Source organism: Bacillus sp. AF62 (genome assembly GCF_050312695.1).
Lineage (GTDB): Bacteria > Bacillota > Bacilli > Bacillales > Bacillaceae_G > Bacillus_A > Bacillus_A cereus.
Genome location: NZ_JBNPJZ010000031.1, coordinates 1 through 22154, shown reverse-complemented (window position 1 = coordinate 22154; position 22154 = coordinate 1). Strand labels below are relative to the sequence as shown.

Here is a 22154-nt window from a genome sequence, read left to right as displayed (position 1 = left end):
ACTATCATTCTTCCAGGAAAACGGGTTTCTTTATGCATTCATTTTTGGATATTTATGAGTTTTGCAACACCCTCTACACTAAAAAGGTCACCCAAACGGGTGACCTTTCTCTTTCTATTCACAAACAAGGATTTGTCTAGTAAATGATCCTTTTCTTGTAATACAGCGATCTGTAATTTCAAATCCTGCTTCATGGATCATGTCGTCCATTGTCTCCATCGTTACAACGACTACCTTTTTAGCGATGCGGCGTGCACTTGAAAGAATGGAGAGCTGGTCTTCTGGTGTGGCATGCGTAAATAGGTCGTACGGCATATCGATAATGGCAACGTCGTAGTTCTCAGTAATTTCCTCGATTGGTCCTTTTGTGACTGTTCCTTCAAATCCGAAATGTGCGATATTTTTTCTTGTTCCAAGAACTACAAGTGGATTTATATCTCTACCAACGATGTTAATCCCCATAGAAAGTGCTTCTACTACTACTGTTCCAATACCGCAGCACGGGTCAATTGCTCGTACTCCTTCTGGATTTGGTACAGCGATATTTGCAACCGATCTTGCAACACGTGTGCTAAGTGATGTCGAATAACTATGCGGTTTTTTTATGTGATGATACCAAACTGGTTCGCTTTCTACATAGTGCCCGAAGTACCAGCGTCCTCCAAGAGGAACAATCCCGAATACACGCTCTGGATTACGAACATCCGCTTCTCCTTCAATATGCATGCCAAGGTCTCGTTCAATAAGACGTCTTTCTCCATATTCAATTTTATTTTCTCCAACGAGGTCATTGATTTTAACGAAGATAACTTTAAACGACGCCCCCGCCAAATCAATTTGTTCCACTTGTTTTAAAATGCTTTCTAAGTCGTCCCCTTCATACATAACCTCAACGCGCTCTTTCATAAACGCACTTCTACTCGGGTCAATTTTGACATCACTTTTTAAAATATTAACGTGCGACTCCATTCCAAAGAACGAGCGCATTTCCAAGTAACATAAAGCACGCTCCTCCTCACGAAATGCATACGTATATATACAGGCAGGTGTTTTACTATGATTATTCAATCTATTATCATCCTCTATCGTTTAAAATTGTTATGATTACAATTACTCAAATACTTTTCTTTTGTATATAAAATTAAATGATATCATATGCCGGAAATAAAGAGAAACGTTAATAAATAAAAGAGACTGCCAATGGCAATCTCTTATTATTTATTAACGGAAAGAAGACACGTTGTTACCCATTTCTTCATAGTAATCTAAAATGCCTTGATAAATCGCTTCCGCTGCACTTTGTCTTTGCGCTGGTGTAGCTATTTTATCTGCATCACTTTTATTATCTACAAATGCTAATTCTGCTAATACAGCTGGCATTGTATTTTCTCTAATTACGTATAAATCGCCTTTTTTCACACCACGATCTTTTGTTCCCAGTGCATCTACAAGACGTTCTTGAATTTTTTCTGCTAGTAAACGACTTTCTGATACATTAGGATTTGTTCCTCTTGCTGTCGCTGATTCATAGTAGAATGTTTCTGTACCTTGTCCATTTTTCTTTTCCGTACCATTACCATGAATACTTACAAAAATATCCCCATTATTTTTTTGAGCAAATTCTACACGTTTCTTTAAAGAATCAGGACCACTTGTTCCTGGACGTGTATCATCTGTACGAGTGAATAACACAGTAAATGGTGTCTTTTTCTCAAATATTTTCTGTAATCTCAATGATACATCTAATACAGTTTCACTTTCTTTCTCATAATAACCTGGATTACCTGAATCAACTCCACCATGACCTGGATCAATAATAATCGCTTTTCCTTCTAAGAAGTTACCTTGCTTCACTGGATTTAATTGATTTTTATTAACCCATTGGAAACCAGCGCCCATGCGGATACGAATCCAGCTGCCGTTCTCTTCAATAACAGTTACTTGCTGTGCGTTATGTGTTCCCATTACTTTTGATGAAGAAGAAGCTTCTGCATAAGTAGTGAATCCTTCATTAATAACTTCTGTTTTCTCTACTAAAGGTGTCCATTTATCACCGTTACTTGTTGCAATTTTGATCCATCCATCTCGTTCTTCTTTAATTTCAACCGTTTGTGGGTTATGCTGATTCGCACTAATCCCAGAACTTAATGATGGTGCGTGATATGTAATGAATTTTCTATCTATGTACATTTTCTTTGTTTCTACTGGACGATCACTATTCTTGCTAAATTTATCTGTTTGCGCAGTAAGCTGAGCTGCTTGTTCACGCGTAATAGAATCATTCGGTTTCCAGCCATTCTCTGTACCTAAAGAAAGTTTTAATTCTACTAAAATATTAACTTCTTCTTTACCCCAATGATTCTCTAAATCAGCGAATTTTGTAGGAACTGGTCCTGTTACTTTGCTTTTCAGATTATATGCTCTCACAAGCATAGCTGCCATTTCAGCACGAGTTACTTTTCCTTCAGGATCAAATACTCCTGGTTCTCGCCCTTTAATAATATTCTCTTTTTCCATAGCTGCAATAAATGAAGCTGCCCAATTATTTTTTGCATCATTATAAGACGGCTTTGCATTCGGATCTACTTTAGCACCAATTGCTGTTGCGATAATCTTTGCTGCCTGGGCACGTGTTAAATTTCCGTATGGCATAAAGTTACCATCTGGCATACCGTTAATTACATTTCTCTCTACTAAATAATAAATTGCGTCTTTCGACCACGCACTATCTGAAACATCAGGAAATTTCTTCGTTTCTGCTAAACTACTAATTGGATGTGCTAGTAAATTTGCTGCTAATAATCCTGCGGCTATTGCTTTGTACTTCATGAAAAATAAATCTCCTCTCAAAACTTCATATTCATACATTTTTTTAATCAAGCTAACTAAAAAATATTAACTATTAATTAATTCCTTTCATAGTGTATAACATTATATATCTATAGTAAATACGTTTCCGGCCTTATAACAAAAATCGCATATATATAACTTATAATGAATGTATATAAAATAAAACTTTAATCAGCCCACAAATAGCGGAATAAAAAAACGATTAGGGCATGTCTCCTAATCGCTTCGCCAAATAAAAAGCTGATTAAAAATATTATTTTTAATCAGCTCTCTATTATCTATGAAATTATTCTTCAATTAAATTAGACATTACATATGCATACACTAATGCTTCTGTATGCGCAATAGAACTTTCATGTGTACGTTCAAATGCGTGAGAAGAATCAATACCCGCTCCAATTAAAGCATGTTTCACATCAAATCCCGCGCGAATCGCAGCTGATGCATCAGATCCGTAGTATGGATAGATATCTACTTTATATTCAATATGATTCGTTTTCGCAAGCTCTACTAAATGTTTACGCAGTGCGTAATGATACGGGCCGCTAGAGTCTTTTGCACAAATAGATACTGTATATTCATCAGATGTTTGTCCATCACCTAACGCTCCCATATCAACCGCTAAGTATTCAACAGTTTCTTCTGGAATATTAGAATTACCACCGTATCCAATCTCTTCATTATTAGAAATTAAGAAATGCGTCGTATATGGTAATGTTACGTTTTCATCTTGTAATCTTTTAATTAATTTTAATAAAATCGCAACACTTACTTTGTCATCTAAATGACGTGATTTTATGTATCCACTCTCTGTGATTTGAACGCGCGGATCAAATGACACGAAGTCTCCTACTTCAATTCCTAATTCGCGTACTTCATCAGCTGAAAATACGCGCTCATCAATACGAACTTCAATATTTTTCTCATCGCGTTTTGCTTCACCTGCATCTTTATATACATGTACAGATGTTTGATGCATTAAAATCGTTCCTGTATACGTCTTGCCACTTGATGTTTCAATTTCGCAATATTCTCCTTCTACAGAGTTCCAGCGAAATCCACCAATCATAGAAAGACTCAGGCGACCATCAGGCTTAATTTCTTTCACCATCGCACCTAACGTATCAACGTGTGCCGTTAATAAGCGGTGCTGCGCATCATTCTTCCCTTTTACCGTTAAAATAAGAGCACCCTTATTATTACGTTTCGTTTCTACGTTCCACTCACTTACATAGTTTTCAATGAAATTAATAATTTTTGCTGTATTTCCAGATGGACTCGGAATAGAGACAAGCTCCTTAATCAGTTCCATCGTTTCTTTCGTATGATGTGCCATTGTCGTTTCCTCCTCATTTTCTCTACTATTCAGTATACAAAATTCGCTAGAAAACCTCTACTTATATAGCTTAATTTTCTAAATTGTAGTAAAATTCTTTTTAGTATACAAAAGGAGTCCTGAAATATGAATATATCAAAAAAATATATACACATTGCACTCATTTGGTTTTTAGCATCATTATTTTGTTTACAAATCTCTTATGCCATTCATACTACTACTTCTATTACAATCGGCTGGATATTAACAGCTATCTTCTTCATTATTAGCTTCATTGCAACAAAAAAGCATAGCGTTACTCATTAACGCTATGCTTTTCCTATAAAACTATTCTTCTGAAACGTCTAATAAATAAATACCTCTTTCAAATCCACCTCGCTCTACTTCTTTTTTCTTACGAAGGCGTTCCACATCTTCAATCGATGCACCTTCTGCACGTGCTAATGAAATGATAACTTCTAGCGCATCCGCAAGAGAATCTAGCGCATGTTCGCGTTCTTTCATAGAAGCAAATTCACGAATTTCTTCCGTTCCAATTTTCGCTAAAGCTTGTATGTAGGCTTGACCTGTTAATTTTTGTGCTGTATACGTTTTTCCAGACATTAAAATCTTCTCTGGAACACGATCTCTTACTAACTTGTTATATGCTGACATCATTCATCCTCCTATATTTAATAACATCCGAGCTCTGCTTTATAGAAAAACCATTTTTTCTTCACGCACGCACTTAACATATCAATTCCTGATCCATGTGCTCTTACATGTGGAAAGAAATAGTGCTCTAAGTCTTCGTCCTTACCATATAGAGTTTGATACTCATCTGGAATCGCTTCTTTTTTCACATCTTTTTCTTTCGTCACCCCGTCAGAAAATGCAACACTTGGATGTCCCTCAAAAAACAACGCAGTCCGAACTGCCAAAGATGGTGTACTATGCAAAGCAGAATATGTAAGCAAAATAATAGTGATAACACCGATCATTTTCTTCATGTATTACTCCTTAAAAAAAGTGCTAACACAATTATACTAAAATGTGTTAGCACTTTCTCCCCTTAATCCCGAATTAACGAGCTAATAATCAGTGAGGAATGGACAAACTTTATTCCCCTTTAAATGCTGGTAAACGTTTCTCTAAAAACGCAGCAATTCCTTCCTTATGATCCGCTGTTTGTCTCATTGCATATTGACCACGCTTTTCTAATTGCAATGTTTGCTCTAAATTAGAGCGATTTACTTCACATAAAATTTGCTTCGTTTGAATCATTGCTTTAATCGGTTTTTGTGACCATTCATTAATTTTTTGCTTCACAGCCGTTTGGAAATCTTCGCCGATTACTTCATCAATTAAGCCGATATCAAGCGCTTCGCTCGCCGATAATTTCTTGCCTTCCCAAATAATTTGCTTCGTCATATTTTCACCGACGCGCTTTTGAAGGAAGAAATGACCGCCTCCATCTGGAATTAAAGCGATTCCAATAAAGTTCATCGCAATAACAGATGATATATCCGCCATTACATAATCAGCTGTTAACGCAATACTTAACCCAAGACCTGCAGTTGGTCCATGAATTGCACTAATAACAAGCTTTGGCATCGTATATAACGTCACGACAACTTCAGAAATAGTATTCATAATACCATCAAACTTACTTTCATCATTACTTGAAAGCATCGATTTAATATCCCCACCCGCAGAAAAACCACGGCCGTTCCCGCATAACACAACGATATGCGCAGAACTTTCCGCTACTTCTTTCAACTTTTGTAATAACTCTTTTAATGTCGGCTCATCTAACGCATTTAACACCTCTGGGCGATTGACCATAACCGTTGCAACGTGGCCTTCATATTTCACAATGACAGATTCTGTTTTACTTGTTATTTCCATTATATATACCCCTCTTTTCTCCATAAAGATTATACTTATATAATTATAGAAAACCATTGAAAAATCCTTCTTTTTTCTCAATTTTCTGTCTAACAATCTCGCAATTTGTACATATACCGTATAAAACATACAATTCCGTTGAAAAATATAGAAATTAAAGTCGGTTTATCCATGCTTTTCATCTATTTACCATTACAATGAAATGGTGTATTCTTAAGTTTGATAAAGTGAGACTTTAATCAGTGGGGGGTGTTCATCCCCCACTGATTATTAGTCCTCACCAATCGGGCTTTTACGGGCAGTTGATCCCCACCTAACTTCTTTGCTTCCGCTGTATTGTATTTTGAGGCGGGGTCTTACTGCCCGTTAATGCGGGATAAAAAAACAAATATTGAAATTCATTCGCCTTACTATGTAAAAAAGGCTTTATACCCATCTTTTGGGTGTTGTAATAAAGGAATGAAGAACTGGAGGAACATATGGTTAATAAGTTGAAACAAACGGATAACTACTTCCCACATTTCCTATTGCTATTCATTGTGTTTCAACCAATTTTAGATTTATTAACATCTTTTTCAATCTATATACTACACATGAGCGCAACAGTTGGAGTTGTAGTCCGTTTCGCCTTTATGCTTCTTGCATTAGGATACCTACTTCTTCATCACAAACAACAAGATGCGAAAAAGTATATCCTCTATTTATGTTTACTCGGAATCGTACTCGCAATCGGTCTTGTAAATAATATGATGGTTAAATCTCCAGTTTCATTTGGAGAAGAAGTTAAATTCATTTTAAAGAGCATATATCCAATTGTGCTACTGTTTGGATATATTATCGCCTTTAAAGAGCTAAAAAATAAAGAGTATGTATTTCATAAAATCATTACATATTTCTTATATGCAACTTTAATTTTAAGCATCACAATGATTGTCGCAATGCAAACTGGAACGGATTTCCCAAGCTATCCTCATTCAAAAATCGGTTCAAGAGGTTGGTTCTTCGCTGGAAATGATTTAAGTTCTCTTTTCGCCATTATGTTCCCAATCATTGTCTTATATTCGATTCATAAAACAACTTCTTTCTCGAAAATATATTACTGGATTCCAACAATACTTGCGATGTATGCAAGTATTATGGTCGGAACGAAAGTCGGATATGGCGCAATTGTTATTACATTAGGCGTAGCACTTTTCTTCTCATTCATTGAATATATGATAAATCGTAAAAAAGAAGGAAAAGGATTCACACATATTGTAAATACCGTTGTTGCCGCAGTTATACTAGGAGGTTTAATTGCTCTTACACCGCATACTCCTATCGCAAAAAATATGGGCATTCACATGCAAATATACGAATACAAAAAATCAGTACAAGAAGAAAAAGATCGAAAAGAAGGAAAAGTAATTAAAGAAGATCCAGAAGATGCAAAAAAACATGCAAAAGGTGAACTTACAGATTCTGAAATGAAAAGTTTGATTTACAGTGATCGCGACAAATTCTTAAAAACATACAAACAGTACTATAAAGACGCACCGCTTTCACAAAAACTATTCGGAATGGGTTACGCTGGTAACTACACAGATAAAATTAAATTAATTGAAATGGACTTCCATGACCTATTTTTCGCCTTTGGAATTGTCGGTTTCCTTATTTACTTAATACCACTTCTATACTTTGGTATTAAATTATTCATCCGCATGATCACAAACTTTAAGAAAATCATGACCGTAAAGTATATGCTATTAGCGAGCACACTCATTCTATCACTTGGCATTGGCTTTATGTCTGGCCACGTATTAACAGCGCCAGCCGTTAGTATTTTCTTCGTTGTTATACTCGCTTATATCATTGTTGATTTTGAAATTGAATAGAAAGAAGGTGCTACGAAATATTAGTAGCACCTTCTTTTTTTATTTAATTAATGTTTTACGTACTCTAAGCTTTCTTTTGCGATATACGCTTCTGTTACAGTAGGGTTATCTGAAATAACTTTAACCCACGCTTTTCCATTTATTATTTCTTCACCAGTAACTGTGACAACTGCATTTGTATTTAAACGATACAGTCGCTCATTTGATATACTAGGATTCTTTTTCACTTCCACGTTATTCATCACACGTGCAAGTTTATACTTGTTGTATTCTTTTTTACCCAAATAAGAATCAAAACGGTTCATGTGCCCCGCTACTTTTTTACCCCAGTTCGCATCAGATGCATATTTTGCATTTAAACCAGCAGCTTTATCACCTGTATATGTTGCTGTATAACGCCAATGTCCTGGATTTAAATATCCTTCATTCATGTATAATTTTGCTGCATGTTCAATACAATCTTCTTTTGAATTAAATGCTTCCCCGTTACCATATGGACTATCGTCTGTTGCTTTTAAACCAAATAAATTATTTTTGTCTTTTGCAAGAGCGCTTGTTCCATAATAACTTTCATGAATTGCTAATGAATATAAGAATAATGCATTTACATTATACTTGCTTTCTACTTCTTTAAATTTCTTTCCTAAACCAATTAATGGAGAGTCTGGCTTAATCGATTTCACATAACTATCTAGTTGTTCAGCTGTATAATCTGTTTTCGAACGTAATGATAAATAATTGAAATATTGATAGAAAGTTTCGTCTCCAAATGTCTTTCCATCTACACTATACATTTGCTGTCCTTGCTTCATGAAAGAAGGTGCCACACCATATCTAAATTCTGTATATCCAGGTGAACTTGTATTATATGTATAATATTTATGGTATAAATATCCATCTGATTTCACATAATAAGACGACTGTTTCATTTCATTTGTAGGGATTAAAGTGATTTCATTCTTCTTCACATAACCTGTCAAACCAGAAAGTTGAACTTTCACACGATCTTCGCCAACTTCTAACACTTTCAATTCTGTTCCATACTGAATATACGTATATACTGTTGACAAATTCTCATCATAAATATTAATGATGTTTTGCCCAGTTATTCTTTTCGCACTTGCAAAACCATCTTTAATCCATAAAAATTCGTTCTCGTATTTTACCGCATTCATACCTTTATTTTGAGCAGCCGTAACCGCTTCTTTATACGTATTATAGCGCTCTACTTCTTGCTCTGTTCCGTTTTCTCTTACATTTGTCACAACATATTTCTTAGTTTCTACAGGATTGCTATTTCCGTTTTTTTCAATCGTCTGAAGCATGCGATCCAACATAGCTGAAGCCATCCCTCTTGTAGCTGATAAATGTGGTCTAAATGTATTATCTTCTGGATACCCTTTAATAATTTGAGTAGCCACCATAACTTGCACATGCTCTTTATAGTTAATACTATCTTTATCAGTAAAGGTAAGCGGACTTACAGCTACTTTAATATTTTTATAGTCTAACGCTCGCTTTACCATTATCGACATTTCTTCACGTGTAATCACATCATTTGGTGAGAATGTCTCGTTCGTACGACCATTAATAATTTTCGCTCCATATGCTCTACTTACACCATCATATAAACCGTAAGTCTTCGGCACATCCTCGAAATTCGAATCAGCTTTCGGTAAATTTAAAGCCCTTGCTATGAATGTAGCAAACTCTGCTCTTGTTACTAATTTATCAGGCGCATATACATTGTCTCCATACCCCATTAAAACTCCTTTAGTAATAAGTGAGCGCATATTCGTCTCAAACATATGTCCTGTAATATCATCATTTGCCGCATAACTTGAAATAGGAGTTAAAAGTAATGATCCCGTTAATGCCACTGCTGTTATACCTTTTGAAAAAGTCTTCAAGGTTATCCTCCTCGTAATCTACGAATTTATTATCACAAATTTGATTATATAATACTCACAATCATTTTAGCATAATAAATAGGAATTAAAATGAAACGTTTTTTAATTAGAATTTTCATTACATTCAAAACAAAATAAAAGACACTTTACTTTTTTAATAAAGTGCCTTTTTCCATATGATCAATGAGTTTCTTTGTTGCCTGTTTGCCTTGCAACCGAAGCTCATCTATTGTCAATTGTAACTCTTGCTGCACAGTTCCTTGTTGCATTAATTGCTTTTTCGCAATTTCATATAAATATTCAGCACTCCATTCGCCATCCACACTTCCTATAACTGGCTGATTCACTTGACTTAAAAACGAATCAATTTTCGGATCGTATGAAATCCCGACCATTGGAGTTTTGGCTACAGCAGAAAAAACTAGTGCATGAAGACGCATACCAATTAGTAATGAACATTGTGATAAAATGAATATTTTCTCGTCGATATCCATTTTATATGGAAGCATATACGTCTCTTCTCCCATTAAGTCTACTACTTCACGCGAAGCTTTTTGATCAAATGGCTCATGCATTGGAACAAATAGAATTTGGTATCCTTCTTGCTTTAATTTTTTTAATGCCGCAGCTAATTTTTTTATATAATCTTCTTTTGCATTCCAATAACGCACACTAACCGCGATTACTTTTCCATGTATCGAATGCTTTTGCAACCAATCCGATTGTTTTGTCCGTTTCCATGTTAAAACAGGGTCTGGAACAATTTCAATATCGTTTTTTATGCCAAGTCCTTTTAAATATAAAAACGAATCCTCATCTCGAACTGATACATAGGAAGCTTTTGACAAGTTCCATTTTACTAATAGACGATTATATCCTTTTGTAATTGGACCTATTCCTTGTGAATAAATATAATACGGCTTTTTTAATAATCGAGCGAGTCCCATAATACCCGTATAATATAGAATACTCTTCGTACTTGTCTGATCTTGAAGAAGGCTCCCGCCACCACTAATAACTCCATCACTGTTTTTGATCGCATGATAAACAGCTTTTATATCCCAGCGATCTACCGATTCTACACCATACATTTCCTTTGTATATTTAGAATCATTTGATAGTACTACTAGTTCTATATCCGGGTTCTCTTTACTTAACGATTCAATAATTGATTGTAGAATCGCCTCGTCTCCAACATTATAAAAACCATAATATCCTGATAAGACTAAACGCACCCTAAATCTCCTCCAAAACTAGGTAACAGTTTATTTCATCTAACATAAACTGGTACCCATTCCTTACCTAAACACTTAATACCCTACATAGTTTCCTCTTTATCAGCTCATATGAATTTTAATAAAAAATTAAATTTTTATATTTATCTTTTCAAAAATGGTATTTTTTTTATTGATATCCATTTTAATTTCAAAGCACATACACCATACAAAATGGTTGTAATACTTAATGCTATACCACTGAATAATAACGTCATAATTCTTGAAGATGTAACATCTATCACATTAAATAGTTCATACAATCCTAGTCCTAAAATAGATGCTATTGCTAGCACACCAAAAAAACTTTTTAAATGAATAGAATAGGCAATATAGCTTCGAATATACAAATGATTTACAATACAAATCAATACGTAAGTAATGAATGTACTATACGCCGCTCCATCTATGCCAAACTTCTGCACGAACATTATGTTTAACACGACTTTCACACAACTCGCACCAATAACTATCCATGCAGCTTGTGCAGAACGGTTAATGCCCTGTAAAACACCTATTGATAATACCATAACCGCAGTAAAATACGAACTGCCAATCATAACTGTTAACATACTACTGCCTTTTACGTCTGTGAACAATCCGACATTTAACGGTACTGTTAATGCCATCAACCATATTGTTAACGGCGCTGTCAAAACATGCGCTAGTCGATTTGTATTTTGAATTGTTATTTTCGCCAAATTTATATCTCTTTTGGCCAATGCGGAAGTTAAGAGTGGTATTAACGGAAATACAATTGCACTTGCAAAAATAACAATTATTTGCGTGAATGCAAAACCGCGACTGTATATTCCAAATTGTTCTTGAATTTCTGTTGATGATCCTTGTAATACATGCGGTATTGTAAGCGAGTCTACTAAATTTAAAAGTGGCATTGATAAAGCTCCGATAGCGATTGGGATCGATACCCTCAATATCTTTTTGCCGTTTTCTCTTAAATCTCGGAGTGAATAGGAATTGCTTTTATTGTAGTATGGACTTCTATTATATTTTATACGCAAATATATAAGCGAACTAATGACTCCAAGAAAAGAGCCAACCATCGCACCACTAGTAATAACAGTATTACTCTTATCCCATGATACTAGTATGTAAGCAATTATTAACATAAAAAACACACGTACAAATTGCTCAATGACCTGTGATACCCCTGTTGGTTTCATATCACCGAAACCTTGAAAATACCCTCTATAAACTGCCATGTATGGAGCAATGAGTAATGCTAATGAAGTAATAAGCAACGGCATTCTAGTTTCTTGTCCACCAAGCATATTTGCAATTTCAATAGAAAATAATACAATGACTAAACAGCCGAAAACGCCAAATGCTATTCCTATAATTGACGCTGATGTAAATAATTTCGCAATTTCCTTTTGCTTATTTTTTTCGTTCAACTCTGCAATTAGTTTCGAAATTGCAAGTGGAACTCCGGCTACCGATAATGTAAGAGCAATCATATATACAGGAAAAACAAGACGGAAAATACCGAGCACTTCATCTCCTGCAATATTTTGTAATGGAATTTGAAAAAAACTACCAAGCAATTTTGACAAAAAAGTTGTAATTGTTAAAATCGCTGCTCCTTTTACAAATGTTTTATTCATATTTTTTCTCTTTTCTTTTATACATATACTCTCAAACATATTGTTTTAAACGATAGGGATTCACTTTATCCCATTGGTTATCATAACAAATTTATTATAGGTTGAATACTTGGTTTTTTTTACAAAATAGAAAAGAGAACCAATTCACGCCTATCTCTTCACACTCTAACTTCTAATTCCTTCCATTATATGTACACATTATAACTGTTTTCTTTACTCAAAAAGAGCTCTTCTCTATCACTGCAGTACATATTACTAAAAACATTATAAGAATATCCCACAACTCTACATTATAATGTAGAGTTGTGGGATATTCTTATTACCATCTAAACACTTAAGATTTTCAATTGTTCTTTCTGTTCATCGCTTGCCATTACTATGATTGTTTTTTCAATACTCGGATGTACTTGCTCAAGCTTTACACTTGCTCCTACTTTATTTGATTGCTCAACAAAATTTAATAATGCCATAGCTCCTGATACATCCATATAACGCACATCTTTCATACGTAAAACAACCGGTGACTTCACATCTTGTAAAGTAGAGAAAATACGATCTACTGATAGGAAAGAGAGCGGTCCTTGAATTGTGTACGTTTCTTCTTTTTCTTTTACGATAGAAGCTTTGCGTTCTTTACATTTCACTATATATATGATGAACGAAAGAATAATACCGAATGCAACAGCAATCATTAAATCGAACTTCACCGTTACAATCATCGTTACGAGCATAACAACGACATCACCTTTAGGAGCGACATGCATCTTTTTCATGCTTCCCCAATCGAACATTCCAATACCAGTTAAAATTAAAATACCTGATAATACAGCAAGTGGAATATATTGTACGACCGAACCAAGACCCATAATAAAAATGAATAAGATAACACTATGCATACATGCCGAAAGTGCCGTTTTACCGCCACTTCTTATATTCACGATAGACCTTACAGTCGCACCTGCACCTGCTAATCCGCCAAACAATCCGCTCATCATATTACCGATACCTTGTCCAACGAGCTCTTTATTACTTTTATGACGTGTACCTGTCACATTATCCATTACGACCGATGTTAACAACGAGTCAATCGATCCTAATAAAGCAATACTAAGCGCTGGTAAAATAAGTGCTGCTATTCCTGTTCCACTTAAAGATGGAATATGAAGCGTAGGCATCGCTTCTGGAATGGTTCCAATCTTTTCAATTACTTTGTTTAATGAAAGATTTCCGATAATCGGTAAATTTACTGTAAGTCCTTCGAGTAGGGAAGAAAATAAAGGTAGCAAAGCTGTCACACCGACTAGTGCTACTAAACTAGACGGAATCGCCTTAATCCATTTACCAGAAACAATCATTACAATAATCGTTAACACAACAAGTAGAAAACTATTTTGTACGTGCTTTATTTCGCCTAAAATAATGATTAATGCAATACCATTCATAAATCCTGAAACGACAGGATACGGAATATATCGAACGTAAGAACCGAGCTTACATACACCGAATAAAATTTGAAATAACCCTGCCATCATAAAGGCAATAAAACTTGCCTCTAACCCGTGCGTCGCAATAACTCCTGTTGCGATAACGGTAATTGGTCCAGTTGGCCCCGTTACTTGCCCAGGTGTCCCGCCAAATAACGCTGCGAATAAACCTGCAAAAATCGCACCATACAATCCAACAAGCGCTCCCTCAGACGTTCCTGTCGCAGCAATACCAAATGCAATCGCAAGTGGTAACGCAACAATCGCAACAGTAAATCCTGCTAAACATTCCTTTGCTATTTTTTGAAACATAAAAAAACCACCTTTGTATAAAGTCCATGTTCCATTGTACACCTAAAAAGATACATTCGTTAGCTCACTTTTTACATTCTCGTGACGTAAACGTATTCAATGAAAAGTTTCCCCCTTATCTTTGGAAACAATTGCAACTATGCTATAATGAACAAATTAAATCTTTTACTATATACTTGGAGGCACTATGCTAACTTTTGAAGAAAAATTATCGATTATTGAATCTTTCCCAGAACTAGAAAGAAAGAACGTATCATTAAAACGTGTAAACTTCCACTTTGAAGAAAGTCGTTTAGATAAAAAGAACGTTGTATTTCATTTACACCCAAATGGAAATGGATTTGTGTATGCAAGCGGTATTAAAGGTTACAAAACGGATGATAAAGGTATGGTTAACATCCGTGAGTTTTCAGCAGAAGAGTTACGTTCAGTAATTGAGAAATCAATTGACCTTCTATCACAAGAAGAAGTAGTAGCACCTGTAGAACCTGCGAAAGAAGAAGAATGGCAGAACGAAGATGGTCATATTCTTACTCTTATTTCAGAGGATGACATGTGGAACGTGTACGCTGGTGTAAACTTAGACGGTACATTCAACTCTTATCCAGAAGCTGCGGAATACCTTGATGAAGAAGGGTTTTCACGTAAATAAAAATAGAAACCTATTTCATTGAACGACTTTTATAGTAATCAAAAAAGACACTTAAGGTGTCTTTTTTTGTTATATAAACTCCTTTCTCACACTAACTCTATTAATTTTCATAAAATGATTCAGAGGAGGTTTATATGAATACAACTGCTAAATTAATAAATTGGAAAGAACATGGCGATATGATTATTCTAGAATGTGAATTAAATGGAAAACGCTTCGAGATATCAACATATAAACAACGAATATATAATGCACACCTTTTATCAGCTGACGTTTATATTCGTTTAGATTCATCTGATAATATAATTGGAATAAATATCTATAAAAAGTAAGAAAAGCCCACTATTCCGTAAGCGGGCTTTATCTTTATTACAAAATGTTAGAGTATACTCTCTTTTTTTCATACAGTTTATGTAATTATACATATTCATTAAAAAATACACTAAATGAATATTACATGTAGTAAAATATAACTTGTGGGCACGTTCTATAAAGCAGATTCTTTTAAAAGGCGTAACATATCAATTATTATAGGGGATGTGGCGTCACTTCGATATTGATCTCAAATCTCTTGTCTTTTGTGAACTAACAATCTAGTGTATATAGACGATTCTGCTTTATAGTGTGTGTTTACACTCATAACAAAGGGGTAATGGTAATACGGATAGATTCCGATTCGTATGAAATGAAATGGTTCAAGTCGGAGAGAGGCACCTTAAGGTGTCTTTTCTTTTTGGACATTACATCCATTTTGTTTTTCCACCTTATTTCAAATGCGCTAATTAACCTTCACCAAGAAAAAATGAGAATTAAAAAAGATATTGTTTCTTCTGTTTAATACAGAAAAATGAAGGATACCCCATAGATATGGGGCATCCTTCATTTTCTATTTTTTCGCACCTTTCAGTGACTCCCTCAGCACAAACTTCTGCAACTTCCCGCTCGCATTACGCGGAAGTTCATCTACAAATAAATAATGACGCGGACGCTTATAATCTGCTAATTCGTCACTTTCTTTGCAATACGTTTCTAAATCAGCTTCTGTTATTGTTTCATCTTTCTTCACAATAACTGCCACAACACGCTCTCCCCATAATTCATCTGGCTCACCAAGTACCGCCACATCTAATATACCGGGATGACTATGAAGGAAATCTTCAATTTCACGAGGGTAAATATTTACGCCACCGCTAATTACCATATCATCAACACGATCTGCAACGAATAAATAACCATCCTTATCAAAGTATCCTAAATCACCAGAATGATACCATCCTTTATACATCGATTTTTTATTTGCCTCTTCGCGATTATGATAGCCAGCCATCATAGTTGGGCCGCGTAAAATAATTTCTCCTACTTCATAAGGAGGTAATACATCATCTGGTTCTGCCGGTGCATCCTCGTTCGGTTTCACAATACGAACTTCATGACTAAAGCATGGCGTGCCTGCTGAACCAGCTTTCGTAATTTGATCCTCCTCTACGAGAAACGCCACAACTGGTCCCATTTCTGTCATTCCGTATATTTGAACAAGGTCAATATAAAGACGTTCTTTACATTCCTTCACTAACGCCGGTGCCATTGCCGCTCCGCCATATATACCGATTTTCATTGAAGTTAAATCATACTGAGTTAAATCTTTTTGCAACAACATATTCCACATCGTCGGTGCTGCAAAGAACGTCGTAATCTTTTCTTCTTGAATCGTATGTAATACTGTGTCTGTATCAAAATGATGCAAAATGACATTTTTTCCGCCAACTTGAATGCGTGGTATGATTCCGGCATTTAATTCACCACAGTGATATAAAGGCGCAACAACAAGCCCTACACTATCTCTATTATATTTAAGAAAATACGTACAAATCATACTATGCTCAGTCATTTCGCGATGACGATGTAATACGCCTTTCGGATGACCTGTCGTACCGCTCGTATAAAGCATTGAACAATAATCCATTTCATCAATTTCGATATTTACTTTCTCAGAAGATGCTGCATTCACTTTTTCATGGTAGGAACTTGCATAGGAAGGTTTGTCGTTTTCTATAGACCAAAAAGATGTATTTGGAAAATCTCTTTCAATTATAGCAACAGTTGACTCAACTGCTTTTTCAAAGACAACGACTTTCGAGGATGCGTCCTGAAGAATATAAGATACTTCTTTCGCCTTTAAGCGAAAGTTAATCGGATTAAAAACTGCACCAATTTTCGCACAAGCTAAGTAAACGTTTACAAATTCATGACAGTTATATAAGTAAACAGATACTGTATCTCCCTTTCTTACTCCGTCTTCTAATAAAGCGTGTGCCGTTTTATTTATTTGTTCATCCCACTGTTTATATGTCCAGCGAATATTTTTTTCAGGTTCCACTAACGCCTCTTTATTCGTATACTTACCAACAGATAAATCAAAAATTCTCCCTATTGTCATGTACATGCCAACAATTTCCCCCTTTTCTCTTTCATAAATCTATCATTTCGTCTATAAGTAGACATTGTCCTTCAATGTTTTGACTAATTTTTCTGATTATTATCGACATAATTTTACATACGGTACCGCTAGACGGCGAATGAAATTATATCAGCGATTTTTCGAATATATCGACTTACCGACAAAAACTGACAAGATATAATCGGCCCCCATTACTGCAGGATAAAAAGAGGTTGTTCCGACTCGGAACAACCTCTTTCTTCTTATGCGAATAGCTCTTCTAAAATTTTCAGTTTATCTTCTGTATATTTTACAAAGCCATCGTTATATGATTTTGGATCTTTCGGATTCGCGAAGTGCGTAATTGCCCCCGTCTTCGGATGAACAAATTTACTTGATGCGCCGCAACCAAGTCCGATAATTGATTGTACTTCTTCCATAATGACAATGTTGTAAATACTTTCTTGCGTCGGCATTGCATAACCAACGTTCTCTAAGTTACCTAAAATATTCTTTTGACGATATAGGTAATATGGTACGTAATTATGCTTTTGCGTCCACTCTTCTGCTTCGTGCATCATCGCTGTAATTTCTTCGCGACCTGCTACTTTATATTTACGTTTGTTTTGCGTCATTTCAGAAGCACGTTTAAATGATAACGTATGAACTGTTAATGATTCTGGCATTAACTTTTCTGTTTCATCTAACGTATGCTTGAAGATATCTAACCCTTCACCAGGAAGACCAATAATTAAGTCCATATTAATATTGTTCATTCCCATTTCACGAGCTAAATGGTATTTCTCAATTGTTTCTTCTACAGTATGATGACGTCCAATTGCTTTTAGTGTCTCTTGATGATATGACTGCGGATTAATACTAATACGGTCAATGTTCCATTTATTTAACACTTCTAGCTTTGCTGGCGTGATCGTATCTGGACGACCTGCCTCAACTGTTACTTCACGTACATTTTTCACGTCTGGGAACGCTTCGTACATTTCTTCATACAGCATATCCATCTCTTCTGCTGTAATACTTGTAGGTGTACCGCCGCCATAATAAATCGTCGTAACTTTCACACCTTTTTCTTTTAAAAACTTACCAATTTCACGAACTTCATAATGTAAACCACCTAAGAACGAATCAACAGACCCTTGGCGTCCATTAATCGCATAAGCCGGGAATGTACAGTATGCACATTTCGTTGGGCAAAACGGAATACCGATATAAATACTTACTTCTTCTTTCAAACGGTATAAATCCGGAACAACTGCTAATTGGCAATCAACAATACGCTGAAGAAGTTCAATTTTCTCTTCATGAATTAAATAACTTTCACGAAGTTCTTGATGCGCTTCTTCTTTTGACATACCATTTTGAAGCATTTTATGAAGAAGTTTCGTCGGACGTACTCCCGTTAAAATACCCCAGCTTTGTTCAAGTCCAGTTAACTGCTGAAGAACAGAAAGATATACATAAGAAACAACGTGCTTCACTTGCTTCATACGCTCTTTTTCATCTGTGAAAGCAGATAAATCTTTCGAGAATGTTTCTTCATACACATTTCCTGTGCTAACATCCGTTAATCGAGCGGATGCTTTCACATTATCCTCAATGTGTATATCAACGATCAGATTCGCTTCCTCTTGTTCAAATCCAATCGTACTATCTTCAAAAAATAAGCCGCCAATATTTTGTAGCGGACGTAAAAAACGATCATCTTGTAACGTTTTAATTGAAATTAACACATTATCACCTTTTCATTTGCAAACTCTCTTTAGTTTACTTGAAGGGCGTTTACAGGTCAATACAGAAGGTTTTACCTGTTTCTCTTACATTTTTTCAAATAATTCTTTTTATGAATATCGCTCATGTATATAGACATCATGATTTTCTCTTGTTAAAATTTATTAGTACAAAAAATCGTTACATAGCGAAAATACAATATATAAAGGAGGAATGTTAACACTAGATTTTATAATCTAATGTGTTAAAAAAAATATGAAAAAGAAATTTTATAGTGTATTAACTCTCTCTCTTGCATTACAAACTGTTCTTGCACCTACTTATTCATTTGCAGAGAGTGCTGAAAAATCCGCCGAAGTATATACGGAGGATCAAGTTTTTAAAAGTATTAAGGAGCATGTTAATGAGCATAGTACTCATGAAGAAGATATCGAGGTTACTGGCCAATTCCTACTATACACTTCAAAAAAACATTCATTATATACCGCGAATGATTTAAAAAACAAATCGAATATCGAGATTACAGAACAAGTCGTAACGGCGACAAAGAAAAAAGGAAATGCTTACTACATAACGACGCCAACTGGCGCTGGATGGATAGATAACAATGATAATAGCTTAGAAGTTCAAGAGATTCATAAACTATCTAACCAAAAATTAATCGTAAAAGAAGAAGCTTCCATACATGCCCTTCCGTTCCAATCGTTTAAAGAAGAAGGGAAACTAGAGCCACAAGTCATTACTCCTACTGAACAAGCTGGAAATTGGTTTAAAGTCCAAATAAACGAAACAGCAAAATGGATTTATGCACCTTCTGCTACATTTGAAGGTACAAAAGCTTCATTACTAAAAAACAGTCGTACTGCTAAAAATAGTTTATTGAGAGCTCCGGAAGCTCTACAAACAAACAATATTTATGGCGTTACATTTAAAGAAATGATTGTCCCAAAAGGAAATGACGATATTCGCCCTGGCTACCCGATGGTACCTAAATATATTACGATTCACGAAACGGCTAATACAGCGAAAGGTGCTAATGCTCTAAATCATGCAAAATTCTTAGATAACCAAGCACGCGGAACAGCTGATCGCGCCGCATCTTGGCATTTCACAGTAGATGATAAAGAAATTTATCAACATCTTCCGGTAAATGAAGTTGGATGGCATGCTGGAAATAAAACTGGAAACTATGAATCTATCGGAATTGAAATTGCCGTTAATCAAGATGGAAACTATGAAAAAGCGGTAGAAAAAGCCCGTAAATTGGCAGCTTATTTAATGAACGACTTAAATATTTCTCTAGATAAGGTCCAAAAACATCAATTTTGGTCAGGAAAAAACTGCCCTGCGTTTATGATTCAACGCGGACAATGGAATGCTTTCTTAAAAGGAACTGAAACATACTATAAGGAAAACCAAAAAAATCCCGTAACTGATGACATTACAGGTGGATGGTATGAACAAGACATTCGTCAATTAGCAGCTAGAGGCATTATGCAAGGAGAAGGGAACGGCAAGTACTTCCCAGAACGTCTTGTAACGCGTGCTGAATTTGCTACATTAATTACTCGTGCTTTACAATTACCAAGTGGAAATGCTAAGTTCACAGACTTAGAACAAGTACACCCATCTTTAAGAGACGGTATTAATCGTGCAGCAAGCGCAGGCATAATCCGCGGACGTGGTGATAATACATTTGATCCAAATACTACAATTACACGCGAAGAAGCTGTTATTATGATTGATCGTTCTCTAAAACACGCTGGTATTTTTGCAAAACAAGTTGAACTACCATTCGTAGACCAAAACTTAATTTACGCTAAAGAAGAAGTACAAAGAGTATATGGATATGGAATTGTAAAAGGTAATGAATTTAATCAATTCGTACCAAAAGGACCATCACAACGTGCACACGCAGCTGCATTTATAAACAGAATGCTTAGCGTGATTGAAGCTTAAAATATTTATCTGTATTAATTTAAAAGGCATCAGAGATTATATACCTCTGATGCCTTTTATACATCTTTTAACTATTTTTAGCCATGAATCTTAAACGTATTCCTAGTAGCAGAAGCATAAAACCGATGAATGGAACGTAATTCGTATTGTGTCCTGTAGCTGGAAGTTGTTGATTATTAGAAGAACCTTGTCCTTTTTCTGGTAAATTAGGTTTTTCTACTCCCTCACCTGGCTTTTCTGTTCCTTCACCTGGTTTTTCTGTTCCTTCACCTGGTTTTTCTGTTCCTTCACCTGGTTTTTCTGTTCCTTCACCTGGTTTTTCCGGCCCTTTTTCTGTATCTTTTTTATTTGTAATTTGAAGCTTTACAACTTCAATTTTTTCATTAGAAATCGTAAATTTCATTTCCTTATCGGATAAAGCATATCCTTCTGGTGCTTGGATTTCTTTTAAAGTGTAATCTCCTGGTTCTAACTTCTTAGAAGTCGCTTTACCGCTCTTATTTGTTGTTAATGTATCGATTTTTGTTCCGTCTTTCCAAATTTCAAACACTGCGCCTGCTAATATTTTATTTGTATTATTAGCATCTACCTTTGTAATTTCTAATTGACCTGTAATTTCTTCTTTCATTTTTTCATTCATAACTTCTTGTTTTACTACTTCATTTGCTACAACATTTACGTCTACTGTTACTTCTAGCGCTTTATAACCTTCCGGCGCTTTCGTTTCTTCTAACGTATACTTTCCTGGCACTAAGCTTTCGAATTTCACAACGCCGTCTTTATTCGTTGTTTTCGCTTCTCCAAC

The 22154-nt window shown here is 35.3% G+C and carries 18 protein-coding genes; 5 read left to right on the top strand and 13 right to left on the bottom strand.

Features of this window, described 5'->3' with window-relative positions:
* Positions 1 to 114: 114 nt before the first annotated feature.
* The 3 genes from ACQRBL_RS04570 to ACQRBL_RS04560 form a co-directional block, all read right to left on the bottom strand.
* On the bottom strand, positions 115 to 1068 hold the full coding sequence (locus ACQRBL_RS04570) for a TRM11 family SAM-dependent methyltransferase (protein WP_001059320.1): 954 nt from the start codon (positions 1066 to 1068) through the stop codon (positions 115 to 117).
* Positions 1069 to 1221: 153 nt separating this feature from the next.
* The gene (locus tag ACQRBL_RS04565) at positions 1222 to 2829 is read right to left on the bottom strand and encodes an N-acetylmuramoyl-L-alanine amidase (protein WP_120460728.1); all 1608 of its coding nucleotides are present in this window, start codon (positions 2827 to 2829) and stop codon (positions 1222 to 1224) included.
* A 307-nt stretch (positions 2830 to 3136) separates the two neighbouring features.
* Positions 3137 to 4186, bottom strand: coding sequence for a M42 family metallopeptidase (locus tag ACQRBL_RS04560; protein ID WP_000930086.1), 1050 nt, complete (start codon positions 4184 to 4186; stop codon positions 3137 to 3139).
* A 126-nt stretch (positions 4187 to 4312) separates the two neighbouring features.
* Here ACQRBL_RS04560 and ACQRBL_RS04555 point away from each other — a divergent pair, with 126 nt between their 5' ends.
* Positions 4313 to 4492, top strand: a complete 180-nt coding sequence (locus tag ACQRBL_RS04555; protein WP_001027083.1) for a hypothetical protein — start codon at positions 4313 to 4315, stop codon at positions 4490 to 4492.
* Positions 4493 to 4513: 21 nt separating this feature from the next.
* Here ACQRBL_RS04555 and ACQRBL_RS04550 read toward each other — a convergent pair whose 3' ends face one another.
* The 3 genes from ACQRBL_RS04550 to ACQRBL_RS04540 form a co-directional block, all read right to left on the bottom strand.
* Positions 4514 to 4840: a nucleoside triphosphate pyrophosphohydrolase gene (locus tag ACQRBL_RS04550; RefSeq protein WP_001277348.1), complete on the bottom strand. Its 327-nt coding sequence runs from the start codon at positions 4838 to 4840 to the stop codon at positions 4514 to 4516.
* A gap of 17 nt (positions 4841 to 4857) precedes the next feature.
* Positions 4858 to 5175 carry a hypothetical protein gene (locus ACQRBL_RS04545; RefSeq protein ID WP_000738198.1) on the bottom strand — a complete coding sequence of 106 codons (318 nt, stop codon included), beginning with the start codon at positions 5173 to 5175 and terminating at the stop codon, positions 4858 to 4860.
* 109 nt (positions 5176 to 5284) lie between these two features.
* On the bottom strand, positions 5285 to 6097 hold the full coding sequence (locus ACQRBL_RS04540; RefSeq protein WP_411996125.1) for an enoyl-CoA hydratase: 813 nt from the start codon (positions 6095 to 6097) through the stop codon (positions 5285 to 5287).
* A 455-nt stretch (positions 6098 to 6552) separates the two neighbouring features.
* Here ACQRBL_RS04540 and ACQRBL_RS04535 point away from each other — a divergent pair, with 455 nt between their 5' ends.
* Positions 6553 to 7947 carry an O-antigen ligase family protein gene (locus ACQRBL_RS04535; RefSeq protein WP_411996123.1) on the top strand — a complete coding sequence of 465 codons (1395 nt, stop codon included), beginning with the start codon at positions 6553 to 6555 and terminating at the stop codon, positions 7945 to 7947.
* A gap of 47 nt (positions 7948 to 7994) precedes the next feature.
* Here ACQRBL_RS04535 and ACQRBL_RS04530 read toward each other — a convergent pair whose 3' ends face one another.
* The 4 genes from ACQRBL_RS04530 to ACQRBL_RS04515 form a co-directional block, all read right to left on the bottom strand.
* The gene (locus ACQRBL_RS04530; protein ID WP_053565144.1) at positions 7995 to 9857 is read right to left on the bottom strand and encodes an S-layer homology domain-containing protein; all 1863 of its coding nucleotides are present in this window, start codon (positions 9855 to 9857) and stop codon (positions 7995 to 7997) included.
* A gap of 146 nt (positions 9858 to 10003) precedes the next feature.
* Positions 10004 to 11092 (bottom strand): polysaccharide pyruvyl transferase CsaB, encoded by a 1089-nt coding sequence (gene csaB / locus ACQRBL_RS04525; protein WP_001241596.1) that lies wholly within the window; start codon positions 11090 to 11092, stop codon positions 10004 to 10006.
* Positions 11093 to 11235: 143 nt separating this feature from the next.
* Positions 11236 to 12756, bottom strand: a complete 1521-nt coding sequence (locus ACQRBL_RS04520; RefSeq protein ID WP_001044014.1) for a putative polysaccharide biosynthesis protein — start codon at positions 12754 to 12756, stop codon at positions 11236 to 11238.
* A 326-nt stretch (positions 12757 to 13082) separates the two neighbouring features.
* Positions 13083 to 14552: a SulP family inorganic anion transporter gene (locus tag ACQRBL_RS04515; protein ID WP_000486667.1), complete on the bottom strand. Its 1470-nt coding sequence runs from the start codon at positions 14550 to 14552 to the stop codon at positions 13083 to 13085.
* A 187-nt stretch (positions 14553 to 14739) separates the two neighbouring features.
* Here ACQRBL_RS04515 and ACQRBL_RS04510 point away from each other — a divergent pair, with 187 nt between their 5' ends.
* The gene (locus ACQRBL_RS04510) at positions 14740 to 15204 is read left to right on the top strand and encodes a hypothetical protein (RefSeq protein WP_000954998.1); all 465 of its coding nucleotides are present in this window, start codon (positions 14740 to 14742) and stop codon (positions 15202 to 15204) included.
* Between the two features lie 134 nt (positions 15205 to 15338).
* Positions 15339 to 15536, top strand: a complete 198-nt coding sequence (locus ACQRBL_RS04505; RefSeq protein ID WP_001098258.1) for a hypothetical protein — start codon at positions 15339 to 15341, stop codon at positions 15534 to 15536.
* A 554-nt stretch (positions 15537 to 16090) separates the two neighbouring features.
* On the opposite strand, the gene ACQRBL_RS04500 is transcribed toward ACQRBL_RS04505, so the two are convergent.
* Together ACQRBL_RS04500 and ACQRBL_RS04495 are read right to left on the bottom strand one after the other, a co-directional pair.
* Positions 16091 to 17647 carry a fatty acid--CoA ligase gene (locus ACQRBL_RS04500; protein ID WP_023521269.1) on the bottom strand — a complete coding sequence of 519 codons (1557 nt, stop codon included), beginning with the start codon at positions 17645 to 17647 and terminating at the stop codon, positions 16091 to 16093.
* 257 nt (positions 17648 to 17904) lie between these two features.
* On the bottom strand, positions 17905 to 19392 hold the full coding sequence (locus tag ACQRBL_RS04495; protein WP_000908776.1) for a coproporphyrinogen III oxidase: 1488 nt from the start codon (positions 19390 to 19392) through the stop codon (positions 17905 to 17907).
* Positions 19393 to 19645: 253 nt separating this feature from the next.
* On the opposite strand from ACQRBL_RS04495, the gene ACQRBL_RS04490 reads away from it, so the two are divergent.
* Positions 19646 to 21349 (top strand): S-layer homology domain-containing protein, encoded by a 1704-nt coding sequence (locus ACQRBL_RS04490; protein WP_411996122.1) that lies wholly within the window; start codon positions 19646 to 19648, stop codon positions 21347 to 21349.
* A 67-nt stretch (positions 21350 to 21416) separates the two neighbouring features.
* On the opposite strand, the gene ACQRBL_RS04485 is transcribed toward ACQRBL_RS04490, so the two are convergent.
* Positions 21417 to 22154: SpaA isopeptide-forming pilin-related protein (locus ACQRBL_RS04485; RefSeq protein WP_427733990.1), on the bottom strand; the 738-nt coding region annotated here is incomplete at its 5' end.

Excerpts from the sequence above, each read along its gene's own strand:
- ACQRBL_RS04500 (WP_023521269.1), bottom strand. The coding sequence starts at position 17,647 with ATGTACATGACAATAGGGAGAATTTTTGATTTATCTGTTGGTAAGTAT.
- ACQRBL_RS04535 (WP_411996123.1), top strand. The coding sequence starts at position 6,553 with ATGGTTAATAAGTTGAAACAAACGGATAACTACTTCCCACATTTCCTA.
- ACQRBL_RS04490 (WP_411996122.1), top strand. The coding sequence starts at position 19,646 with ATGAAAAAGAAATTTTATAGTGTATTAACTCTCTCTCTTGCATTACAA.
- ACQRBL_RS04560 (WP_000930086.1), bottom strand. The coding sequence starts at position 4,186 with ATGGCACATCATACGAAAGAAACGATGGAACTGATTAAGGAGCTTGTC.
- ACQRBL_RS04510 (WP_000954998.1), top strand. The coding sequence starts at position 14,740 with ATGCTAACTTTTGAAGAAAAATTATCGATTATTGAATCTTTCCCAGAA.
- ACQRBL_RS04545 (WP_000738198.1), bottom strand. The coding sequence starts at position 5,175 with ATGAAGAAAATGATCGGTGTTATCACTATTATTTTGCTTACATATTCT.
- ACQRBL_RS04520 (WP_001044014.1), bottom strand. The coding sequence starts at position 12,756 with ATGAATAAAACATTTGTAAAAGGAGCAGCGATTTTAACAATTACAACT.
- ACQRBL_RS04540 (WP_411996125.1), bottom strand. The coding sequence starts at position 6,097 with ATGGAGAAAAGAGGGGTATATATAATGGAAATAACAAGTAAAACAGAA.
- ACQRBL_RS04505 (WP_001098258.1), top strand. The coding sequence starts at position 15,339 with ATGAATACAACTGCTAAATTAATAAATTGGAAAGAACATGGCGATATG.
- ACQRBL_RS04550 (WP_001277348.1), bottom strand. The coding sequence starts at position 4,840 with ATGTCAGCATATAACAAGTTAGTAAGAGATCGTGTTCCAGAGAAGATT.
- ACQRBL_RS04515 (WP_000486667.1), bottom strand. The coding sequence starts at position 14,552 with ATGTTTCAAAAAATAGCAAAGGAATGTTTAGCAGGATTTACTGTTGCG.
- ACQRBL_RS04555 (WP_001027083.1), top strand. The coding sequence starts at position 4,313 with ATGAATATATCAAAAAAATATATACACATTGCACTCATTTGGTTTTTA.
- ACQRBL_RS04565 (WP_120460728.1), bottom strand. The coding sequence starts at position 2,829 with ATGAAGTACAAAGCAATAGCCGCAGGATTATTAGCAGCAAATTTACTA.